Genomic DNA, 14,779 nt, shown 5'->3' on the forward strand with positions numbered 1-14,779 from the left:
CGTCCTCCACAGTAGGGGTCTGGGTTGTTACAACTGGCAGAGGTAGCCCACCTCCGGGGTCGCCTTACCCGCCAGCATCTGTTCATACACCCAGCGCACTTCCTCTACCCCTTCAACCAAGCGCGGCTGTAGCCAATGGCCAAACGCCTCACAGGCGGACTTCCAGCTCTCCTGGAACTGGTGGTTTAGATGATCTTGGTTGGCGGAGTGTTGGCGGTAGAACTCCACCGCCGAGAAGGATTCCGCTTCCGGGCGCTCGGCCCGGGTCGGCGCTTGTTGATCCCAATGACAGGAACCAAGGTTGTAGGCGTAGATCAGGCGCTGTTTGAGGTAGTAATGTATCATGCTTTGCACTTGGTGATTGCCGGAAAAATCCACCAGCACGCTCTCCGCCGGCTCCATCTGGCGAAACTGTTCGTAGCTGAACACCTGATCAAAGTGGCCGTTCTGGCTAACAAACGCCTGATGACGGGCAGCGGTCAATCCCACCACCAGTGGTGAGCTTTCCATCCCTATACGGTGAAAATACTCCTGCAAAAAGTAAGAGAGACCCATCGCCGTTTTACTGGAAGCGCTGGTAATAATAATCTGGCCGGCCTGCCAAAACTGGCTCTCAATCAACTCCTGCAATATCAGATAGGCGGCACTTAACAACGGCCGCAGCAAGATCTGCATATCGATATCGGCAAAGCTCTCCACCGCGGTGAAGGTGGGCAAGCTGGCACCATTGTTGGGTAGCGCCTGATCAAAGCCAAAGCTGAAGCGACCATTGGCGCTCTGGCGGGTATCGATCATCAGGAAGCGGGACATGGGAAAGCAGCCATAAAACCCCATGCCTGGGGCCAACCCGTCGCGATTGGACTCCACCACCTCGGCATAACCCCACACCGGCAGGCAGCGGCGGCCATCCCGACCAACAAACAGTTGCGGCCAGGAGCAGTTAAGGCCTGGAGCCAAGGCACTGGAGAGATTGTTACAGGAGAAACCGAAGCGCTCGATACGTACCAGCATGGAACCCTTGTCGAGTTGGTCTGCTACCGGTATCGACTCGTTCACCACCGCCAAGCGGCGAACATCCTGTTGATTGAATTCCAAACTGACATTATGCATGTGTGGGAGACCGGTAGAGTCACGGACCCCGGAGGCTTTTGCCAACATTAATTTGCCACCACTTAATAAGAACTAACTAATAAAACTAATAAGCCGTAGGTTTGTTATTCAGTGTAGTTCATAGAAACCCATTGGTTACCTTGCGGAAAAAATCCTTCAGGGAATGGGCAAATCGTTCGTTGCAGCATCCGGCAGCTTGAGTTCTGTTATTGGTATTAGTGCCCTGATCATCGGCCTTGCCCTGGCGGGTATTACCGGGCAGTGAACTCATAACGCAACCATTCTGTCACAGTCTGGCGCCGTAAAAAACATTCTGGCTGGCCGGCAAACGCAAAACATTGTAAAACCCCGGTAGGCCGCTATTGGCCATGTGGGTACCGGGTTAAAACAACCCCCGTACACTTCACCGAAATCAGAGAGGAAAATGCATGAAACTGATCGCTTTCAAACGTCTCAGGGCCGGGCTGATAATGGCCGCGGCAACGACCACCCTGCTGGCCGCCTGCGACGACACCGGTACCGTCATACCCGGCACAAAGCTCAGTAATGCACCCGTTTCCGGCCTCACCGACGATCACTTCGACCACTCCCTGCGCCCGCAGGATGATCTTTACGATTTTGTTAACGGCGCCTGGCTCGGATCACTGGAGATACCGCCCGACCGCTCCTCGTATGGCAGTTTTATCCACCTGCGCGATGAGTCGGAAAAGAGCGTTAAGGAGTTGATGGAGGAGCTGCTGGCCAGCGACAAGCCAGTGTCACCGGAAATTGAAAAGGTGAAGATTCTCTACCAAACCTTCATGGACGAAGCCGCCATTGCCAAAGCCGGTAGCGCCCCCTACCAGGCCATTGCCGAGCAGATCGACCAGATAGATAACCGCCAGGCACTGTTTGACTTTATGGCCCAGCCCTGGATGCAGACCGGCCTGGCACCCATGGCGCTGTTTGTCGACGCCGACAAGAAAAATCCCGATCAGTACACCGTCTACCTCTACCAAACCGGCCTCTCCCTGCCCGACCGGGACTACTATTTCGATGAGAGCGACAAGGGCCAGGAGATTCTCGCAGCCTTCAAGCAACACCTGGCCAATATGCTCACCTTGGTCGACGACAGCGCGCCTGAGGCAAGCGCGGCGACCATTTTCGAGTTGGAGAGCAAACTGGCCGAAGGCCAATGGCCCCGGGTGGAGATGCGCGACGCCGCCAAAACCTACAACCCCGCCACCCCCAGCGCTATGGCCAGCAGCTACGCCAATATCGACTGGAACACCTTCCTGAGTGCCGGCCAGGTGGCCGAGCAGGGCGAGATTATTCTCGGTCAACCCTCCTACCTGGCCCACCTCAATGAGCTGTTTGCCACTGTTCCGTTGGCGGATTGGAAAACCTACCTCAAGTGGCGCAGCCTCACCTACCTGGCCCCCTACCTGAACCAGGAGCTGGAGACCGAGGACTACAACTTCTACTCCGCCACCCTCTACGGCACCAAAGAGCAGCGGGCCCGCTGGAAGCGGGGTATCGGCTTTGCCAGCGGCATCGCGGGCGAAGCCATCGGTAAACTCTACGTTGAGCGGCACTTCCCACCCGCGGCCAAAGAGCGCATGGTGACCCTGGTCGAAAATCTGCGCGAGGCCTACCGCCAAAGCATTCAGGGGCTCGACTGGATGACCGAGGAGACCAAAGCCCAGGCCATTATCAAACTGGATAAATTCATCCCCAAAATCGGCTACCCCGATGTCTGGAAGGATTACAGCGCGCTGGTGGTGACCAACAACAGCCTGGTTGCCAATGTGTTGGCCGGAGCCAACTTTGAATACCAGCAGCAGATCGACAAGCTCGGCAAACCCATCGACCGCAACGAGTGGTTTATGACGCCGCAAACCGTCAATGCCTACTACAACCCGCTGATGAATGAGATCGTCTTCCCGGCCGCCATTCTGCAGCCCCCCTTCTTCAACCTCGATGCCGACGACGCCGTCAACTACGGCGCGATTGGCGGGGTAATTGGCCACGAGATGGGCCACGGCTTCGATGACCAGGGCTCGCGTTACAATGGCGATGGCAAGCTGGATGATTGGTGGCAAGCCGCCGACAGCGAGGCCTTTGCCGCTCGTACCGGTGCCCTGGTTAAACAGTATGGTCAATTCGAAGCCCTGCCCGATCTCTTCGTCAACGGCCAGTTAACCCTGGGCGAGAACATCGGCGACCTGGGTGGCCTGACCATCGCCTACAAGGCATATCAGCTCTCTCTCAATGGCCTGCCAGCGCCAGCCATTGATGGCTTTAGCGGTGAGCAGCGCTTCTTTTTTGGTTGGGCACAGGCGTTTGCCTCCAAATACACCGACGAAAACCTGCGTAACCGGGTGAAAACCGATCCCCACAGCCCAGCCCAATTTCGCGTCAATGGCGTGGTGCGCAACATGCCGGAGTTTGTCGCAGCCTTTGGCGTGAAAGAGGGCGACAAACTCTACCTGCCCCCCGAGGAGCGCGTAAAAATCTGGTAACCCAGCCCGGTTTACCTTCTCTTCACAGCAAAAGCCGGCGCCATGTCTACGCCGGCTTCCCACCTACATTTAGCACTTGCGCAATTTCACCCAGGCGGTAGGCTACCGCCTTTTTCCGGATTAAGGGGTTTACATGTTGCTCGCTTCACTGGCGATTCTGGCGGGATTTGTGCTGTTGGTTTGGAGTGCGGATCGCTTTGTCGATGGCGCCGCGGCCACCGCAGGCCATGCCGGCATGCCCACCCTGTTGATCGGAATGGTGATTGTCGGCTTCGGCACCTCCGCACCAGAAATGGTGGTCTCCGCCATGGCCGCCTCTGAAGGCAATCCGGATCTCGCTCTCGGTAACGCCCTCGGCTCCAACATTGTTAACACCGGCTTGATTCTCGGCATTACCGCCCTGGTTACCCCCATCGCCGTGCACTCCAAGATCGTCAAACGTGAGCTGCCCCTGCTGTTTATTATCGGTTTGATCACCGGTGCTTTTCTGCTCGATCACTCCCTGCAACGCCCGGAAGCTGCGCTTCTGCTGCTTGGCTTCTTTGCCCTGATTGGCTGGTCGATTGTCAGCGGCCTGCGCGGCAAGGGCGACGCCCTCGGCGAAGAGACCGAACAGGAGTTGACCGAGCAGTCCATGTCCCTCGGCAAGGCCCTCTTCTGGCTGGCCGCGGGCCTAGTGCTGTTGGTCGCCAGCTCTCGCCTGCTGGTTTGGGGAGCGGTGACAGTCGCTCAATCTCTGGGCGTTAGTGACCTGGTGATCGGCCTGACCATTGTCGCCCTGGGCACCTCGCTGCCGGAGCTGGCCGCCTCGGTGGTGGCCGCCCGCAAAGGCGAGCACGACATCGCCATCGGCAATGTGGTGGGCTCCAATATGTTTAATCTGCTGGCGGTGATTGGTATTGCCGGGGTTATCCACCCCATTCCCAGCATGCTCAGCGAAGTGATGACGCGCGACTGGCCAGCCATGATGGTGTTGATGGCCGCGCTGTTTGTCATGGCCTACGGCTTTAAGGGTGAAGGCCGGGTTAATCGCTTTGAGGCGGTGATCCTCTTAATCATCTTTGCCGGCTACAACATTTGGCTGGTAACCAGCACCATTCACCACCCGGCCTGATTGGACCGCCCAATAAATTCTGAGCCCAGGTGTAATAGCCGACTATTTTTTCGCACAGGCACACGCCTAATGAGGTGCCTGTGCCAATATTTTCCTCCAGTTTTTCTCCGCCAGTGCTATTCCCCGCACCCATTTCTACTCGAGGATCGCTTTGCACGACGCCACTGCGTCGTGACCGCTGGATTAGCCGGCTCGCGCTGTACAGCGGTGATCTAACTGTGTACATTTTTCAGCTCACCCTATCTGCAGTGCCAAGCCTATTTTTATTGTCATGTCTGAAGTAACCATCGCCCTAACTCGACACCGGAAATTTACCCTTATCTGCATGATTTTAGGCGGCACCATACTTGGCCTGGCCGGCATTGATTTGGTATTGCCGGCCATACCCAGCCTGGCGCAGGAGCTGCACGGTACACCGGTGGCGGCACAGTGGGTGTTGGCCAGTTTTGTTGCCGGCAGCGGTCTCGGTTTGTTGCTGTTTGGCGAATTGGGGGCCCGTTTTGATCAACGGAAATTACTGATTTTTTCCCTGTTTGTTTATGGCCTGCTGTCGCTGTTAGCTATTTTATGCGAGCAGATCAACTGGCTGATTGTGCTGCGTTTTTTTCAGGGGTTAGCCGGCTCCGCCGCCGCCGTGTTTGCACCGGGAATGATTCGTGCCCTGCTTTCGGAAAACCGGGCCATCGCCGCGCTCGGCGCCATGGGCAGCATTGAATCCTTAACGCCGGCACTGGCCCCCATACTCGGCGCCTGGTTATTGGCCTTTGCCGGTTGGCAGGCCAGCTTTACACTGCTGACGTTGCTGTCTGTTGTGTTAATTATTTTGTGGCTGCCCCTGTACCGCCTGCTGCCCGGCATCGCACCGCTCTCCACCGATCACCACTATGGCGCCCTGTTAAAAAACCGCCGCTTTTTACGCTTGGCCTTCAGCCAGGCCTTTACCCTGGGTGCGCTACTCACCTTTGTGTTTGCCGCGCCCGCGTTGATGGTGGGCGCGCTTGCGGGGGGCATTCAGGATTTTGTCATTATGCAGATTATTGGCGTTGGCCTGTTTATCTGTGCCGCCAGCAGCTCCCATCTTTGGGTGGCCAAATTCGGCCAGGCGCGCATGATCAATACCGGTACCTGGCTGACGTTTATCGGCGCGGCGCTGCTGTTGATCTACGCCATTGTCATGCAGCTGATCGGCAGTGTGGTTCAGGCCGCCATGATTTGGGCACTGTTTGCCATCGTCAATTTGGGTTTGGGCGTGCGTGGGCCACCGGGATTTTTTGCCGCTATTCAGGCCGCCGGCAGTGACAGCGCCCGCGCCTCGGCCTTGATTATTTTATTGGTGATGTTGACCGCCGCCCTGGGTACGGCACTGGCCGCCCCCTGGCTGAGCTTGGGACTCCTGCCCATAGCGGCACTGGTGACATTGATCGCCGGCGCCGCTGTTCTCTGCCTGGAGCGGCAACCAATTAACGGCTGAGGGGAATCAAGTTTTTTAGGAAGTATCGCGCCGGACAGCGCGATTAACGATCAGCTTTGCTCTTCGGCCTTTTCATCCAAACGTTTGGCAACCTTGTTGCCCTCATCACTTTCGCCGATTTTCCAGTAGCTGCTGGCGTAGACCAGTGACTTGGGTACCTGCTGCTCCTTTTTAAAATAGGCGCGCAGGTTGCGCATCATCTCGAATTCGCCTGCCACCCAGACGGCGGGCGTACCCTCCAACCAGGGCAGCTCCCGCACCGCATCGGACAGTAGTGTATTGGCACTCTTCGGTGCGCCGTTGACCACCCAATGAATAGCGATGTTGTCGGGCCGCGCCAGTGGTGCGATATCGGCGAAGTCCAGCACCTCGATTACCGCGTAGCCGCAGGCCTCCTGGGGCAGCTGTTCCAAATTGACGGCGATGGCCGGCAGCGCGGTCATATCGCCGGCAAAAAAGTACCAGTCCGCCGGGGTATTGATTAATTTCTTTTCGCCGGGGCCGGCCACCCAGATCTGATCGCCAAGCTCCGCCTGCTGTAACCACTGGTTGGCCGGCCCCTGGTCGGGCTCTCCAAAACTGTGGCAAGCACCATCCACCGTCAGCCGTTTTTGCTCGGCATCGTACTGGCGAATGGTAAAGGTGCGTTTGCGCAACGCCTTAAAATAGGCCGCGTTCTCTAGCTGAGAGGGATCGATCTCACCGCCGGGCTCGGCGGCAAACATCAGTTTTACGTAGCCGCTCGCCTGATCCTCGGGAAAATCGGCCAGGTCATCGCCGGCAAAAACCAGACGCAGTGAGTTGGCACCCACCAGCTGTTTATCGATCAGCGTTAACAAACGGTTTTTTTTCATAAATGCCTACAGGGCCTGTTTGGCCATGGCCCGGATCTTACCGACGATCGCGCGCAAGCCGTTGCCCCGTGTCGGGCTTAGGTGGCGTTCCAAATCCAGGGTGGTGAAATAGTTGTCGATGTCGAAGCTGGTAATTTCGGCGGCGGATTTGTGGTTATAGGCGGCCAGCACCAAGGCCAGCAAGCCGCGCACGATGACGGCATCGCTGTCGACCACAAAGTCATAGACACCATTGTTAACCTGCGACTCCAGCCAAACGCTGCTCTGGCAGCCTTTTACCAGGCGATCGTCGGTGTGCAGCTCCGGCGCCATGGCCGGCAGTTCGCGCCCGAGATCGATGATGTATTTGTAGCGCTCCTCCCAGTCATCAAAAAAACTGAGGTCGTCGATAATCTCTTCGGTATTTAAATTGGACATAACACTGGCTGTTAAAAAAAGAGGCCGGCTTCCAGCTGTGCCTCTTCGCTCATCATCTCCCGCGACCAGGGCGGGTCGAACACCAGCTCCACGGCCACGGACTCCACATTGGGCACCTTGCCCACGCGATATTCCACATCGCTGACCAACACCGGCCCCATGCCACAACCGGGTGCCGTTAAGGTCATTTTGATGTCGACCCGCTTGGCGCTTTGGTCGATCTGCAATTCATAGATCAACCCCAGCTCGACCAGGTCGATGGGAATCTCCGGGTCAAACACCGTCTTCAGCGCCGCCCAGACCTGCTCTTCGGCAATCTCTCCGTTCACAGGGGCGGTAAACTCCAGCTTTTCCGGCTCCTGGCCGATGGCATCGGCATCGGTGCCGTCGATGCGCAGCATATTACCCTGAAAGGTGACGGTGTAGTTGCCGCCCAGGCTCTGGTTAATTGTGACGAATTGGTGGGCGGGGATAGTTGTGGCTTCGCCAGAGGGGACTCGACGGGCCGGACAATCCCGTTGGGTAACCACCATTTTCTGTTCCATCGTTGACTGCTCCAGCCGAAATAGGGGTGAATTGCCGAGGGCGTTGTTGGGCCGCCCTAGTTCACACTAAAACTTTCACCACAACCGCACTGGCCAACCACATTGGGGTTATTGAATTTAATCACCTGATTTAACCCCTCGGTGACCAGGTCGATCTCCGTACCGCGCAAAACGGTAACCGCTTCGGAGTCTAACGCCAGGCTGAGCTGGTCATCGAGGGCAATAATTTGATCGCCTTCATCAGGTTGTTCGACAAAGTCGAGTACATAAGCATAGCCGGAACAACCACTGGTGGTAACGCTTAAGCGAATCCAGTGGTTATCGCCACCACTGTGCTGATTGGCATTGCGGTGGAAGTAGCGCAGCGCTTTTTCGGTAACGGTTACCGCCTGCGCGTTGGGGTCGAAGGTTGAGACCGACATAGTTTCTCCAAAAGCAACCGAAATGATCGGTTGATAACTCTTTTACCACCGGGCGTGGCCCTGCCACAGCGGCGGCTTACTGTTACATCAGCATCATCTGTACTTTGCGCAGGCCCGCCGCCAGGGCATCGACCTCCGCCTGGGTGTTGTAGATGGCAAACGACGCCCGCGCCGTACCCGGCAGCCCCAAGCGGTTCATCAACGGCTCGGCGCAGTGGTGACCGGTACGAATGGCAATGCCCTGGCGATCCAGCAGAAAGCCGATATCCGCCGGGTGGCCACCCGCCATAATGAAACTCACCACGGAGACCTTACTGGGGGCGGTACCGACCAGGGTCAACCCCTCGATGGCCGCTAACTGCTGGCTGGCACTGGCCAGCAGTGCCTGCTCGTGGGCGTGCACATCCTCTCTATTGAGTTGCTGATACCAGGCCACCGCCCGGCCAAAGGCGATGGCATCGGCCACATTGGGAGTACCGGCCTCAAATTTGTAGGGCAGCTGGTTCCAGGTGGCGGTTTGGTAGGTGACAGTGCTGATCATCTCGCCACCGGTCTGCCACACCGGCCATTCCCGCAGCAGCTCTTCCCGCCCCCACAACACACCGATGCCCATGGGCCCATAAATTTTGTGGGCGGAGAAGGCGTAAAAATCACAGCCGATGGCCTGCACGTCTACCGTCTCGTGGGCAATCCCCTGGGCGCCGTCGATCAACACCCAGGCACCGACGGCCTTGGCTTTGGCGGTGAGCTCCTTGATGGGGTTGAGCGTGCCCAGGGCATTGGAGGCGTGCGGAAAGGCAACCAGTTTGGTCTGTGGCCCCAGCAGCGCCTCAAAGGCGCCGATGTCCAGCTCACCGCTGTCGAGGATGGGCGCCGCCTTGAGGCTGGCTCCGGCCGCCAGACAGGCCTGCTGCCAGGTGACCAGGTCGGCGTGGTGCTCCATCTCGGTCACCAGCACCTCGTCGCCGGGCTGCAGCAGCTGGGCTAGGCCGTGGGAGACGATGTTGATCGATTCGGTGGTGCCTGAGGTCCAGATCACCTCTTCGCGCTGATAGGCGTTGATGAAGCTGGCGAGGATGTCGCGCGCCTCTTCAAAGGCTTTGGTGGCCTCGTCGGCCAGGCGGTGGGCACCGCGATGGACATTGGCGTTGTAGTAGCTGTAGTAGTGGACGATGGCATCGATCACACACTGCGGCTTTTGGGTGGTGGCGGCGTTATCGAGGTAGACCAGCGGTTTGCCGTCCACCTCGCGCTTCAGAATGGGAAACTCTTCGCGCAGCGCTTCGATATCCAGGGCCATATCACACCCCCTGCACTTGCTGGCGCAGGCTGGCAAAGCGATCCTTCAACACCGCCTGCAACCAAGCCGCCAAGGGTTCCAGCTCGATCTGCTCGATCAGTTCGTTGATGAAGCCGAAGTTGAGCATGATGCGGGCATCCACCTCACTGACACCGCGCGATTGCAGGTAGTAGAGTGCTTTGTCGTCCATTTCGGCGACGGTGGCGCCGTGGGCACAGCGCACGTCGTCGGCGTAGATTTCAAGCTCCGGCTTGGTGTTGACCTCGGCGGTGCGGGTCAGCAGCAGATTGCGGTTGTTGAGTTCCGCCAGGGTTTTCTGGGCGTAGCGGTGAATATGGATGCGACCATTAAAGACCGCCTTGCCGTGATCACCGACAATGCCGCGCACATTCTGCTCGGTGATGCCATTGGGGCGCATATGCTCGACATTGGTGTGCAGATCGAACAGCTCCTTGCCGGCCAGCAGATAGATGGCGTTCTGCAACACCTCGGCGTGCTCGCCGGTGTGGTTGATATCCACATCCAGGCGCGCCAGATCGCTGCCAAAACCAACCAAGGTCGAACGCAGCTGGCTGTGGTCGGCCAGGTTGAAGTGGCAGCCGCCAATATTGATAGCTGCTCCGGTCTGCAGGGCAAAGCGGTAGTGCTGCAGTTCGGCCCGGGCACCAATCAGGTACTCGGCGAAACTGGTGTTAAAACTGGCGGCATCGCCCAGGTGCTGTTCGATAACCGTGGCGCTGCTGCCATCGGCCAGCTGCACCAGGTGGCGGCTGTGGGCTTCGCCACCGTTCTGCCAATGCAGCAGGCGAATGGGCTCGGCCAGCTGCACACCCTCGGCAACGGCGATCACCACGCCAGCCTTGGCCAGCACATCGTTGGCCAGGCCAAACAGGTGTCGATCGGGCTTGGCGGCATTGAAAACGGATTCGGCCCAGGCCTGTTGGCGACTACTCACCTCGGCCAGGGGCTCAATGGTGACACCGGCGGGGAGGTTATCGGGTAGCGACAGCAGCTCGCCGTTAACAAACACCAGATCGAGGGTGGTTAGATCGGGAATCGCCTCGGCGCTGTAGCCGGCGGAACTGGCCACAGCCGGCTGCAACCGCTCCAGCGTTCCCAGCGGTACATAGCGCCAGGCTTCGGTTTTGCGGGTCGGCCAGGTGCGGTCCTGCAGTTTAAGCAGCGACTGGCGCCGGTTTTCGGCCAACCAGTCACTGGCGTCGATGCCCCGGCTGACGGTTTCGGTCAACCAGTTGGTCATTGATTCACCTCATGATGCATCTCGACCGGATCCTGGGCGCGGCGCTCGGCCAGCCAGGCGTAGCCCTGATCTTCCAGTTCCAGGGCCAGGCTGGCATCGCCACTCTTCACAATGGCGCCATCGGCCAGCACGTGCACGTAGTCAGGCTTGATGTAGTCGAGCAGGCGCTGATAGTGAGTAACCACTATGAAGGCACGCTGACCGTCGCGCATGCTGTTGACGCCATCGGCGACCACCTTCAGGGCGTCGATATCGAGGCCGGAGTCGGACTCATCCAGAATGCAGAGCTTGGGCTGTAACAGCAGCATCTGCATAATTTCGTTGCGCTTCTTCTCTCCGCCAGAGAAGCCCTCGTTCACCCCGCGCTTCAGAAATTCCGCCGGCAGATTGACCTGCTTGCAGGCCTCGCGTGCCTGCTTGAGGAAATCTTTGGCGCTGACCGGCTCTTGCCCCTGGGCCTGACGATGGGCGTCCACCGCTGCTTTCAGAAACTCCAGGTTGCTCACCCCGGGGATCTCCACCGGGTATTGAAACGCCAGAAAGAGGCCGGCGCGGGCGCGCTCTTCAATGGCCAACTCCAGCAGATTCTGGCCGTCGAGAGTGACTTCTCCCGACTCGACCTGATAGCCATCGCGGCCGGAGAGCACATAGCCCAGGGTACTTTTACCGGCGCCGTTGGGGCCCATAATGGCATGCACTTCGCCGGGTTTGATATTCAGGTCCAGCCCTTTCAGGATGGTTTTCTCCTCGACCCGGGCCTTGAGCCCGGTGACGGACAACAGATATTCGTTCGACATTAACTCTCTCCCCTCGTTAGCCAACCGAGCCTTCGAGGCTGATTTCCAGCAGCTTGCCCGCTTCCACGGCAAACTCCATGGGTAACTCTTTAAACACTTCTTTACAGAAGCCATTAACAATCATCGACACCGCCTTCTCGGCATCCAGCCCCCGCTGCTGACAGAGGAACAGTTGCTCGTCACTCACCTTGGAGGTGGTCGCTTCGTGTTCGACGATGGCACTGGGGTTGCGGCTCTCCACGTAGGGAAAGGTGTGGGCGCCGCACTGGTCGCCAATCAACAGCGAATCGCACTGGGTAAAGTTGCGCGCCCCTTCCGCCCCTGGATTCATACGCACTAGGCCACGATAGGCGTTGTTGCTGCGCCCGGCGGAGATCCCCTTGGAGATGATGGTCGAACGGCTGTTCTTGCCCAGGTGGATCATCTTGGTACCGGTATCGGCCTGCTGGGCACCGCGGGTGAGTGCCACGGAGTAGAACTCGCCCACACTGTTGTCACCTTTCAAAATACAGCTGGGGTATTTCCAGGTGATGGCCGAACCGGTCTCGACCTGGGTCCAGCTGATTTTGGCATTGTTATGGCAGATGCCGCGCTTGGTAACAAAGTTGTAGATACCGCCCTTGCCGTTCTCGTCACCCGGGTACCAGTTCTGCACCGTCGAGTATTTGATCTCGGCGTTATCGAGCGCCACCAGCTCCACCACCGCCGCGTGCAGTTGATTCTCGTCCCGTTGCGGGGCGGTGCAGCCTTCCAGGTAGCTGACGTAGCTGCCCTCGTCGGCGATGATCAGGGTGCGTTCAAACTGGCCGGTATTCTGTTCGTTGATGCGAAAATAGGTCGACAACTCCATCGGGCAGCGGGTCCCTTTGGGGATGTAGACAAACGAGCCATCGGTAAACACCGCGCAGTTTAGGGCGGCAAAGTAGTTATCCTTCTGCGGCACGACACTGCCCAGGTACTGTTTTACCAGCTCGGGAAAACGGTGCACCGCCTCGGAGATGGAGCAGAAGATCACCCCGGCCTCTTCCAGCTTGTCGCGGAAGGTGGTCACCACCGATACTGAATCGAACACCGCATCCACCGCCACGCCGGCCAGCATCTGCTGCTCCAGCAGCGGAATACCCAGTTTTTCGTAGGTGGCCAACAGCTCCGGGTCGACCTCATCCAGGCTCTGGGGTTTATCGGCCATGCTTTTCGGCGCCGAATAGTAGGAGATGGCCTGGTAGTCGATGGTCGGAAAGTGGAGATGCGCCCACTCCGGGGTCTCCATCTGCTGCCAGGCGGCAAAGGCCTTCAGACGCCACTCCAGCATCCAGGAGGGCTCGCCCTTCACAGCCGAAATGCGGGCGATCACCTCTTCATTTAGGCCGGGGGCGAAGGTCTCCGACTCGATCGCGGAGACAAAGCCTGCCTCGTACTTTCGCTCCAGGGCCTTGTTAATTTCTTCAGTCATTGGACAACTCGCTAATCACGAAACAAGCGCTCAATACTCTTACGGTATCTATTGGGGTGCGCTTTTTAACAGCTTTCCCGCCCCCTGCCTAGCGGCCCGGGGCGGCAAGCCAAAGAATCTTCCGATGAGTGAACCTAGCCCAGCATCTCCAGAATCTGCTCTTGCTCGGGCTCTTCATCGGCTTTACGCCGATCCACCAGGCTCTGCAGGCTGATGTTGCTCAGGAAGGTGTGAATTTGCGCACTGAGATCAGTCCACAGGTGGTGGGTCAGGCAAACTTCGCCGGCGTGGCAGTTGCCAGCGCCACCGCAGTTGGTGGCATCAATGGATTCATTCACCGCATCGACAATCTCGGCAATGAAGATGGTGTCGGGCTCGCGACTCAAGTTGTAACCACCGCCCGGGCCGCGCACACTGCGCACCAGTCCCTGCTTGCGCAGCTTGGAGAAGAGCTGCTCCAGGTAGGAGAGTGATATCTCCTGGCGCTTGGAGATATCCGCCAGGCTAATTGGGCCGCTATCGCTATGAATAACCAGATCTAACATTGCTGTGACGGCGTAGCGCCCCTTCGTAGTTAGCCGCATAGTCCACTCCGAAATTTTAATCAGGGTTGTTTATAAAACTATTTAAAGGACTTGGTATTGTCATAAAACCCTCTTTTTTAGTCAACCATTTATCCGACTAATTTACTAAACTATGAGTTATATCCGACGCAGAATACCCAGGGTCTTGCGCACCTCCACCGACTCAAACAGGCCGCTGGCCTGGGCCTGGCGCCAGATATTAATAGGCGCCTGGCCACCCTCCTCCGGATTGGGGAAGAGGTCGTGGATGGCCAAAAAGCCGCCTGGAGCCACGTGCCTGGCCCAGCCGTGGTAGTCAGCCTGAGCCGCCGCCTCGCTGTGGCCACCATCAATAAACACCAATCCCAGTGGCGTCTGCCACATTTTGGCGGCCACCGCCGAGGTGGCGACAATCGGCACCACGCTGTCGGTCAGGCCGGCGGCATCGATATTGGCGCGAAACTCACGGAATGAGTCCATCTTCTGAGCCTGGCTGTCGAACAGCACCGGGTCGTGGTACTCCTCCCCCGGCTGGTGCTCCTCGGAGCCCCGATGGTGATCCACCGCGTAAACGATACTGCCCACCGACTGGCAGGCCGCCGCCAGATAGAGGGTCGACTTGCCACAATAGCTACCCACCTCCAGCGCCGGTAGCTTGGCGCAGGCGGCACGGGCGTATTCCACCAGCGCCTGCCCCTCTTCTTTATCTAAAAATCCCTTGACTGAATCGATGTTGGCCGGCAGCGCGATTGTCATTGTTATTCCTGTTGTGTTTGGCAAAGGGGGACAATGGTAACCGATCACAAGGCGACTGGGGTGATCTCGCCAGGGCCGAGTTTCAACCACGATTTGATCTAAGCCTGCTACAGCTCCCGGCAAAGACAGGATAATTGCCACGCCACCCCACCCAGCAGTTTTTGGCCTAAGCAATCAACGTTTTGATCTAATTTAGAATAATACGAAATAGTTCT

At 58.0% G+C, this 14,779-nt stretch carries 13 protein-coding genes and 1 pseudogene; 3 read left to right on the plus strand and 11 right to left on the minus strand.

From position 1 onward, the window contains the following. Positions 1–27: 27 nt before the first annotated feature. Complete coding sequence (locus SBL51_RS11125; protein ID WP_317931002.1) at positions 28–1,158, minus strand: DUF2855 family protein; 1,131 nt, start codon at positions 1,156–1,158, stop codon at positions 28–30. A gap of 380 nt (positions 1,159–1,538) precedes the next feature. On the opposite strand from SBL51_RS11125, the gene SBL51_RS11130 reads away from it, so the two are divergent. The 3 genes from SBL51_RS11130 (at position 1,539) to SBL51_RS11140 (ending at position 6,196) form a co-directional block, all read left to right on the plus strand. Continuing rightward, positions 1,539–3,611, plus strand: coding sequence for a M13 family metallopeptidase (locus SBL51_RS11130; RefSeq protein WP_317931003.1), 2,073 nt, complete (start codon positions 1,539–1,541; stop codon positions 3,609–3,611). Between the two features lie 133 nt (positions 3,612–3,744). After that, complete coding sequence (locus SBL51_RS11135; RefSeq protein ID WP_317931004.1) at positions 3,745–4,725, plus strand: calcium/sodium antiporter; 981 nt, start codon at positions 3,745–3,747, stop codon at positions 4,723–4,725. Positions 4,726–4,996: 271 nt separating this feature from the next. After that, a complete protein-coding gene (locus SBL51_RS11140; RefSeq protein ID WP_317931005.1) occupies positions 4,997–6,196 on the plus strand; it encodes an MFS transporter in 1,200 nt (399 codons plus the stop codon). Positions 6,197–6,246: 50 nt separating this feature from the next. Here SBL51_RS11140 and SBL51_RS11145 read toward each other — a convergent pair whose 3' ends face one another. The 10 genes and pseudogenes from SBL51_RS11145 to SBL51_RS11190 form a co-directional block, all read right to left on the minus strand. Continuing rightward, on the minus strand, positions 6,247–7,050 hold the full coding sequence (locus SBL51_RS11145) for a siderophore-interacting protein (protein ID WP_317931006.1): 804 nt from the start codon (positions 7,048–7,050) through the stop codon (positions 6,247–6,249). Positions 7,051–7,056: 6 nt separating this feature from the next. Further along, positions 7,057–7,467 (minus strand): SufE family protein, encoded by a 411-nt coding sequence (locus tag SBL51_RS11150; protein ID WP_317931007.1) that lies wholly within the window; start codon positions 7,465–7,467, stop codon positions 7,057–7,059. A gap of 11 nt (positions 7,468–7,478) precedes the next feature. Continuing rightward, complete coding sequence (gene sufT / locus SBL51_RS11155; RefSeq protein WP_317931008.1) at positions 7,479–8,012, minus strand: putative Fe-S cluster assembly protein SufT; 534 nt, start codon at positions 8,010–8,012, stop codon at positions 7,479–7,481. A 56-nt stretch (positions 8,013–8,068) separates the two neighbouring features. Next, a complete protein-coding gene (locus tag SBL51_RS11160) occupies positions 8,069–8,434 on the minus strand; it encodes an iron-sulfur cluster assembly accessory protein (RefSeq protein WP_317931009.1) in 366 nt (121 codons plus the stop codon). Positions 8,435–8,516: 82 nt separating this feature from the next. Beyond that, the gene (locus tag SBL51_RS11165) at positions 8,517–9,734 is read right to left on the minus strand and encodes a cysteine desulfurase (RefSeq protein WP_317931010.1); all 1,218 of its coding nucleotides are present in this window, start codon (positions 9,732–9,734) and stop codon (positions 8,517–8,519) included. A gap of 1 nt (position 9,735) precedes the next feature. Further along, complete coding sequence (gene sufD / locus SBL51_RS11170) at positions 9,736–10,995, minus strand: Fe-S cluster assembly protein SufD (protein ID WP_317931011.1); 1,260 nt, start codon at positions 10,993–10,995, stop codon at positions 9,736–9,738. Next, positions 10,992–11,714, minus strand: a pseudogene (sufC, locus tag SBL51_RS11175) (Fe-S cluster assembly ATPase SufC); the annotation flags it as partial. The gene sufD and the pseudogene sufC, both read right to left, overlap by 4 nt. Before the next feature lie 94 nt (positions 11,715–11,808). Further along, positions 11,809–13,245 (minus strand): Fe-S cluster assembly protein SufB, encoded by a 1,437-nt coding sequence (sufB, locus tag SBL51_RS11180; protein ID WP_317931012.1) that lies wholly within the window; start codon positions 13,243–13,245, stop codon positions 11,809–11,811. A gap of 134 nt (positions 13,246–13,379) precedes the next feature. Further along, positions 13,380–13,829 carry a Fe-S cluster assembly transcriptional regulator IscR gene (gene iscR, locus SBL51_RS11185; RefSeq protein WP_317931013.1) on the minus strand — a complete coding sequence of 150 codons (450 nt, stop codon included), beginning with the start codon at positions 13,827–13,829 and terminating at the stop codon, positions 13,380–13,382. A 117-nt stretch (positions 13,830–13,946) separates the two neighbouring features. After that, the gene (locus tag SBL51_RS11190) at positions 13,947–14,564 is read right to left on the minus strand and encodes a class I SAM-dependent methyltransferase (RefSeq protein WP_317931014.1); all 618 of its coding nucleotides are present in this window, start codon (positions 14,562–14,564) and stop codon (positions 13,947–13,949) included. Positions 14,565–14,779 lie beyond the last annotated feature (215 nt).

The organism is Halioxenophilus sp. WMMB6 (assembly GCF_033283405.1).
Taxonomy (GTDB): Bacteria; Pseudomonadota; Gammaproteobacteria; order Pseudomonadales; family Cellvibrionaceae; genus Halioxenophilus.

Bases quoted from the DNA above. Each gene is read 5' to 3' on its own strand.
- SBL51_RS11130 (WP_317931003.1), top strand. From the start codon at position 1,539: ATGAAACTGATCGCTTTCAAACGTCTCAGGGCCGGGCTGATAATGGCC.
- SBL51_RS11140 (WP_317931005.1), top strand. From the start codon at position 4,997: ATGTCTGAAGTAACCATCGCCCTAACTCGACACCGGAAATTTACCCTT.
- SBL51_RS11145 (WP_317931006.1), bottom strand. From the start codon at position 7,050: ATGAAAAAAAACCGTTTGTTAACGCTGATCGATAAACAGCTGGTGGGT.
- SBL51_RS11150 (WP_317931007.1), bottom strand. From the start codon at position 7,467: ATGTCCAATTTAAATACCGAAGAGATTATCGACGACCTCAGTTTTTTT.
- SBL51_RS11160 (WP_317931009.1), bottom strand. From the start codon at position 8,434: ATGTCGGTCTCAACCTTCGACCCCAACGCGCAGGCGGTAACCGTTACC.
- SBL51_RS11165 (WP_317931010.1), bottom strand. From the start codon at position 9,734: ATGGCCCTGGATATCGAAGCGCTGCGCGAAGAGTTTCCCATTCTGAAG.
- sufB (WP_317931012.1), bottom strand. From the start codon at position 13,245: ATGACTGAAGAAATTAACAAGGCCCTGGAGCGAAAGTACGAGGCAGGC.
- sufD (WP_317931011.1), bottom strand. From the start codon at position 10,995: ATGACCAACTGGTTGACCGAAACCGTCAGCCGGGGCATCGACGCCAGT.
- SBL51_RS11135 (WP_317931004.1), top strand. From the start codon at position 3,745: ATGTTGCTCGCTTCACTGGCGATTCTGGCGGGATTTGTGCTGTTGGTT.
- SBL51_RS11125 (WP_317931002.1), bottom strand. From the start codon at position 1,158: ATGTTGGCAAAAGCCTCCGGGGTCCGTGACTCTACCGGTCTCCCACAC.
- iscR (WP_317931013.1), bottom strand. From the start codon at position 13,829: ATGCGGCTAACTACGAAGGGGCGCTACGCCGTCACAGCAATGTTAGAT.
- SBL51_RS11190 (WP_317931014.1), bottom strand. From the start codon at position 14,564: ATGACAATCGCGCTGCCGGCCAACATCGATTCAGTCAAGGGATTTTTA.
- sufT (WP_317931008.1), bottom strand. From the start codon at position 8,012: ATGGAACAGAAAATGGTGGTTACCCAACGGGATTGTCCGGCCCGTCGA.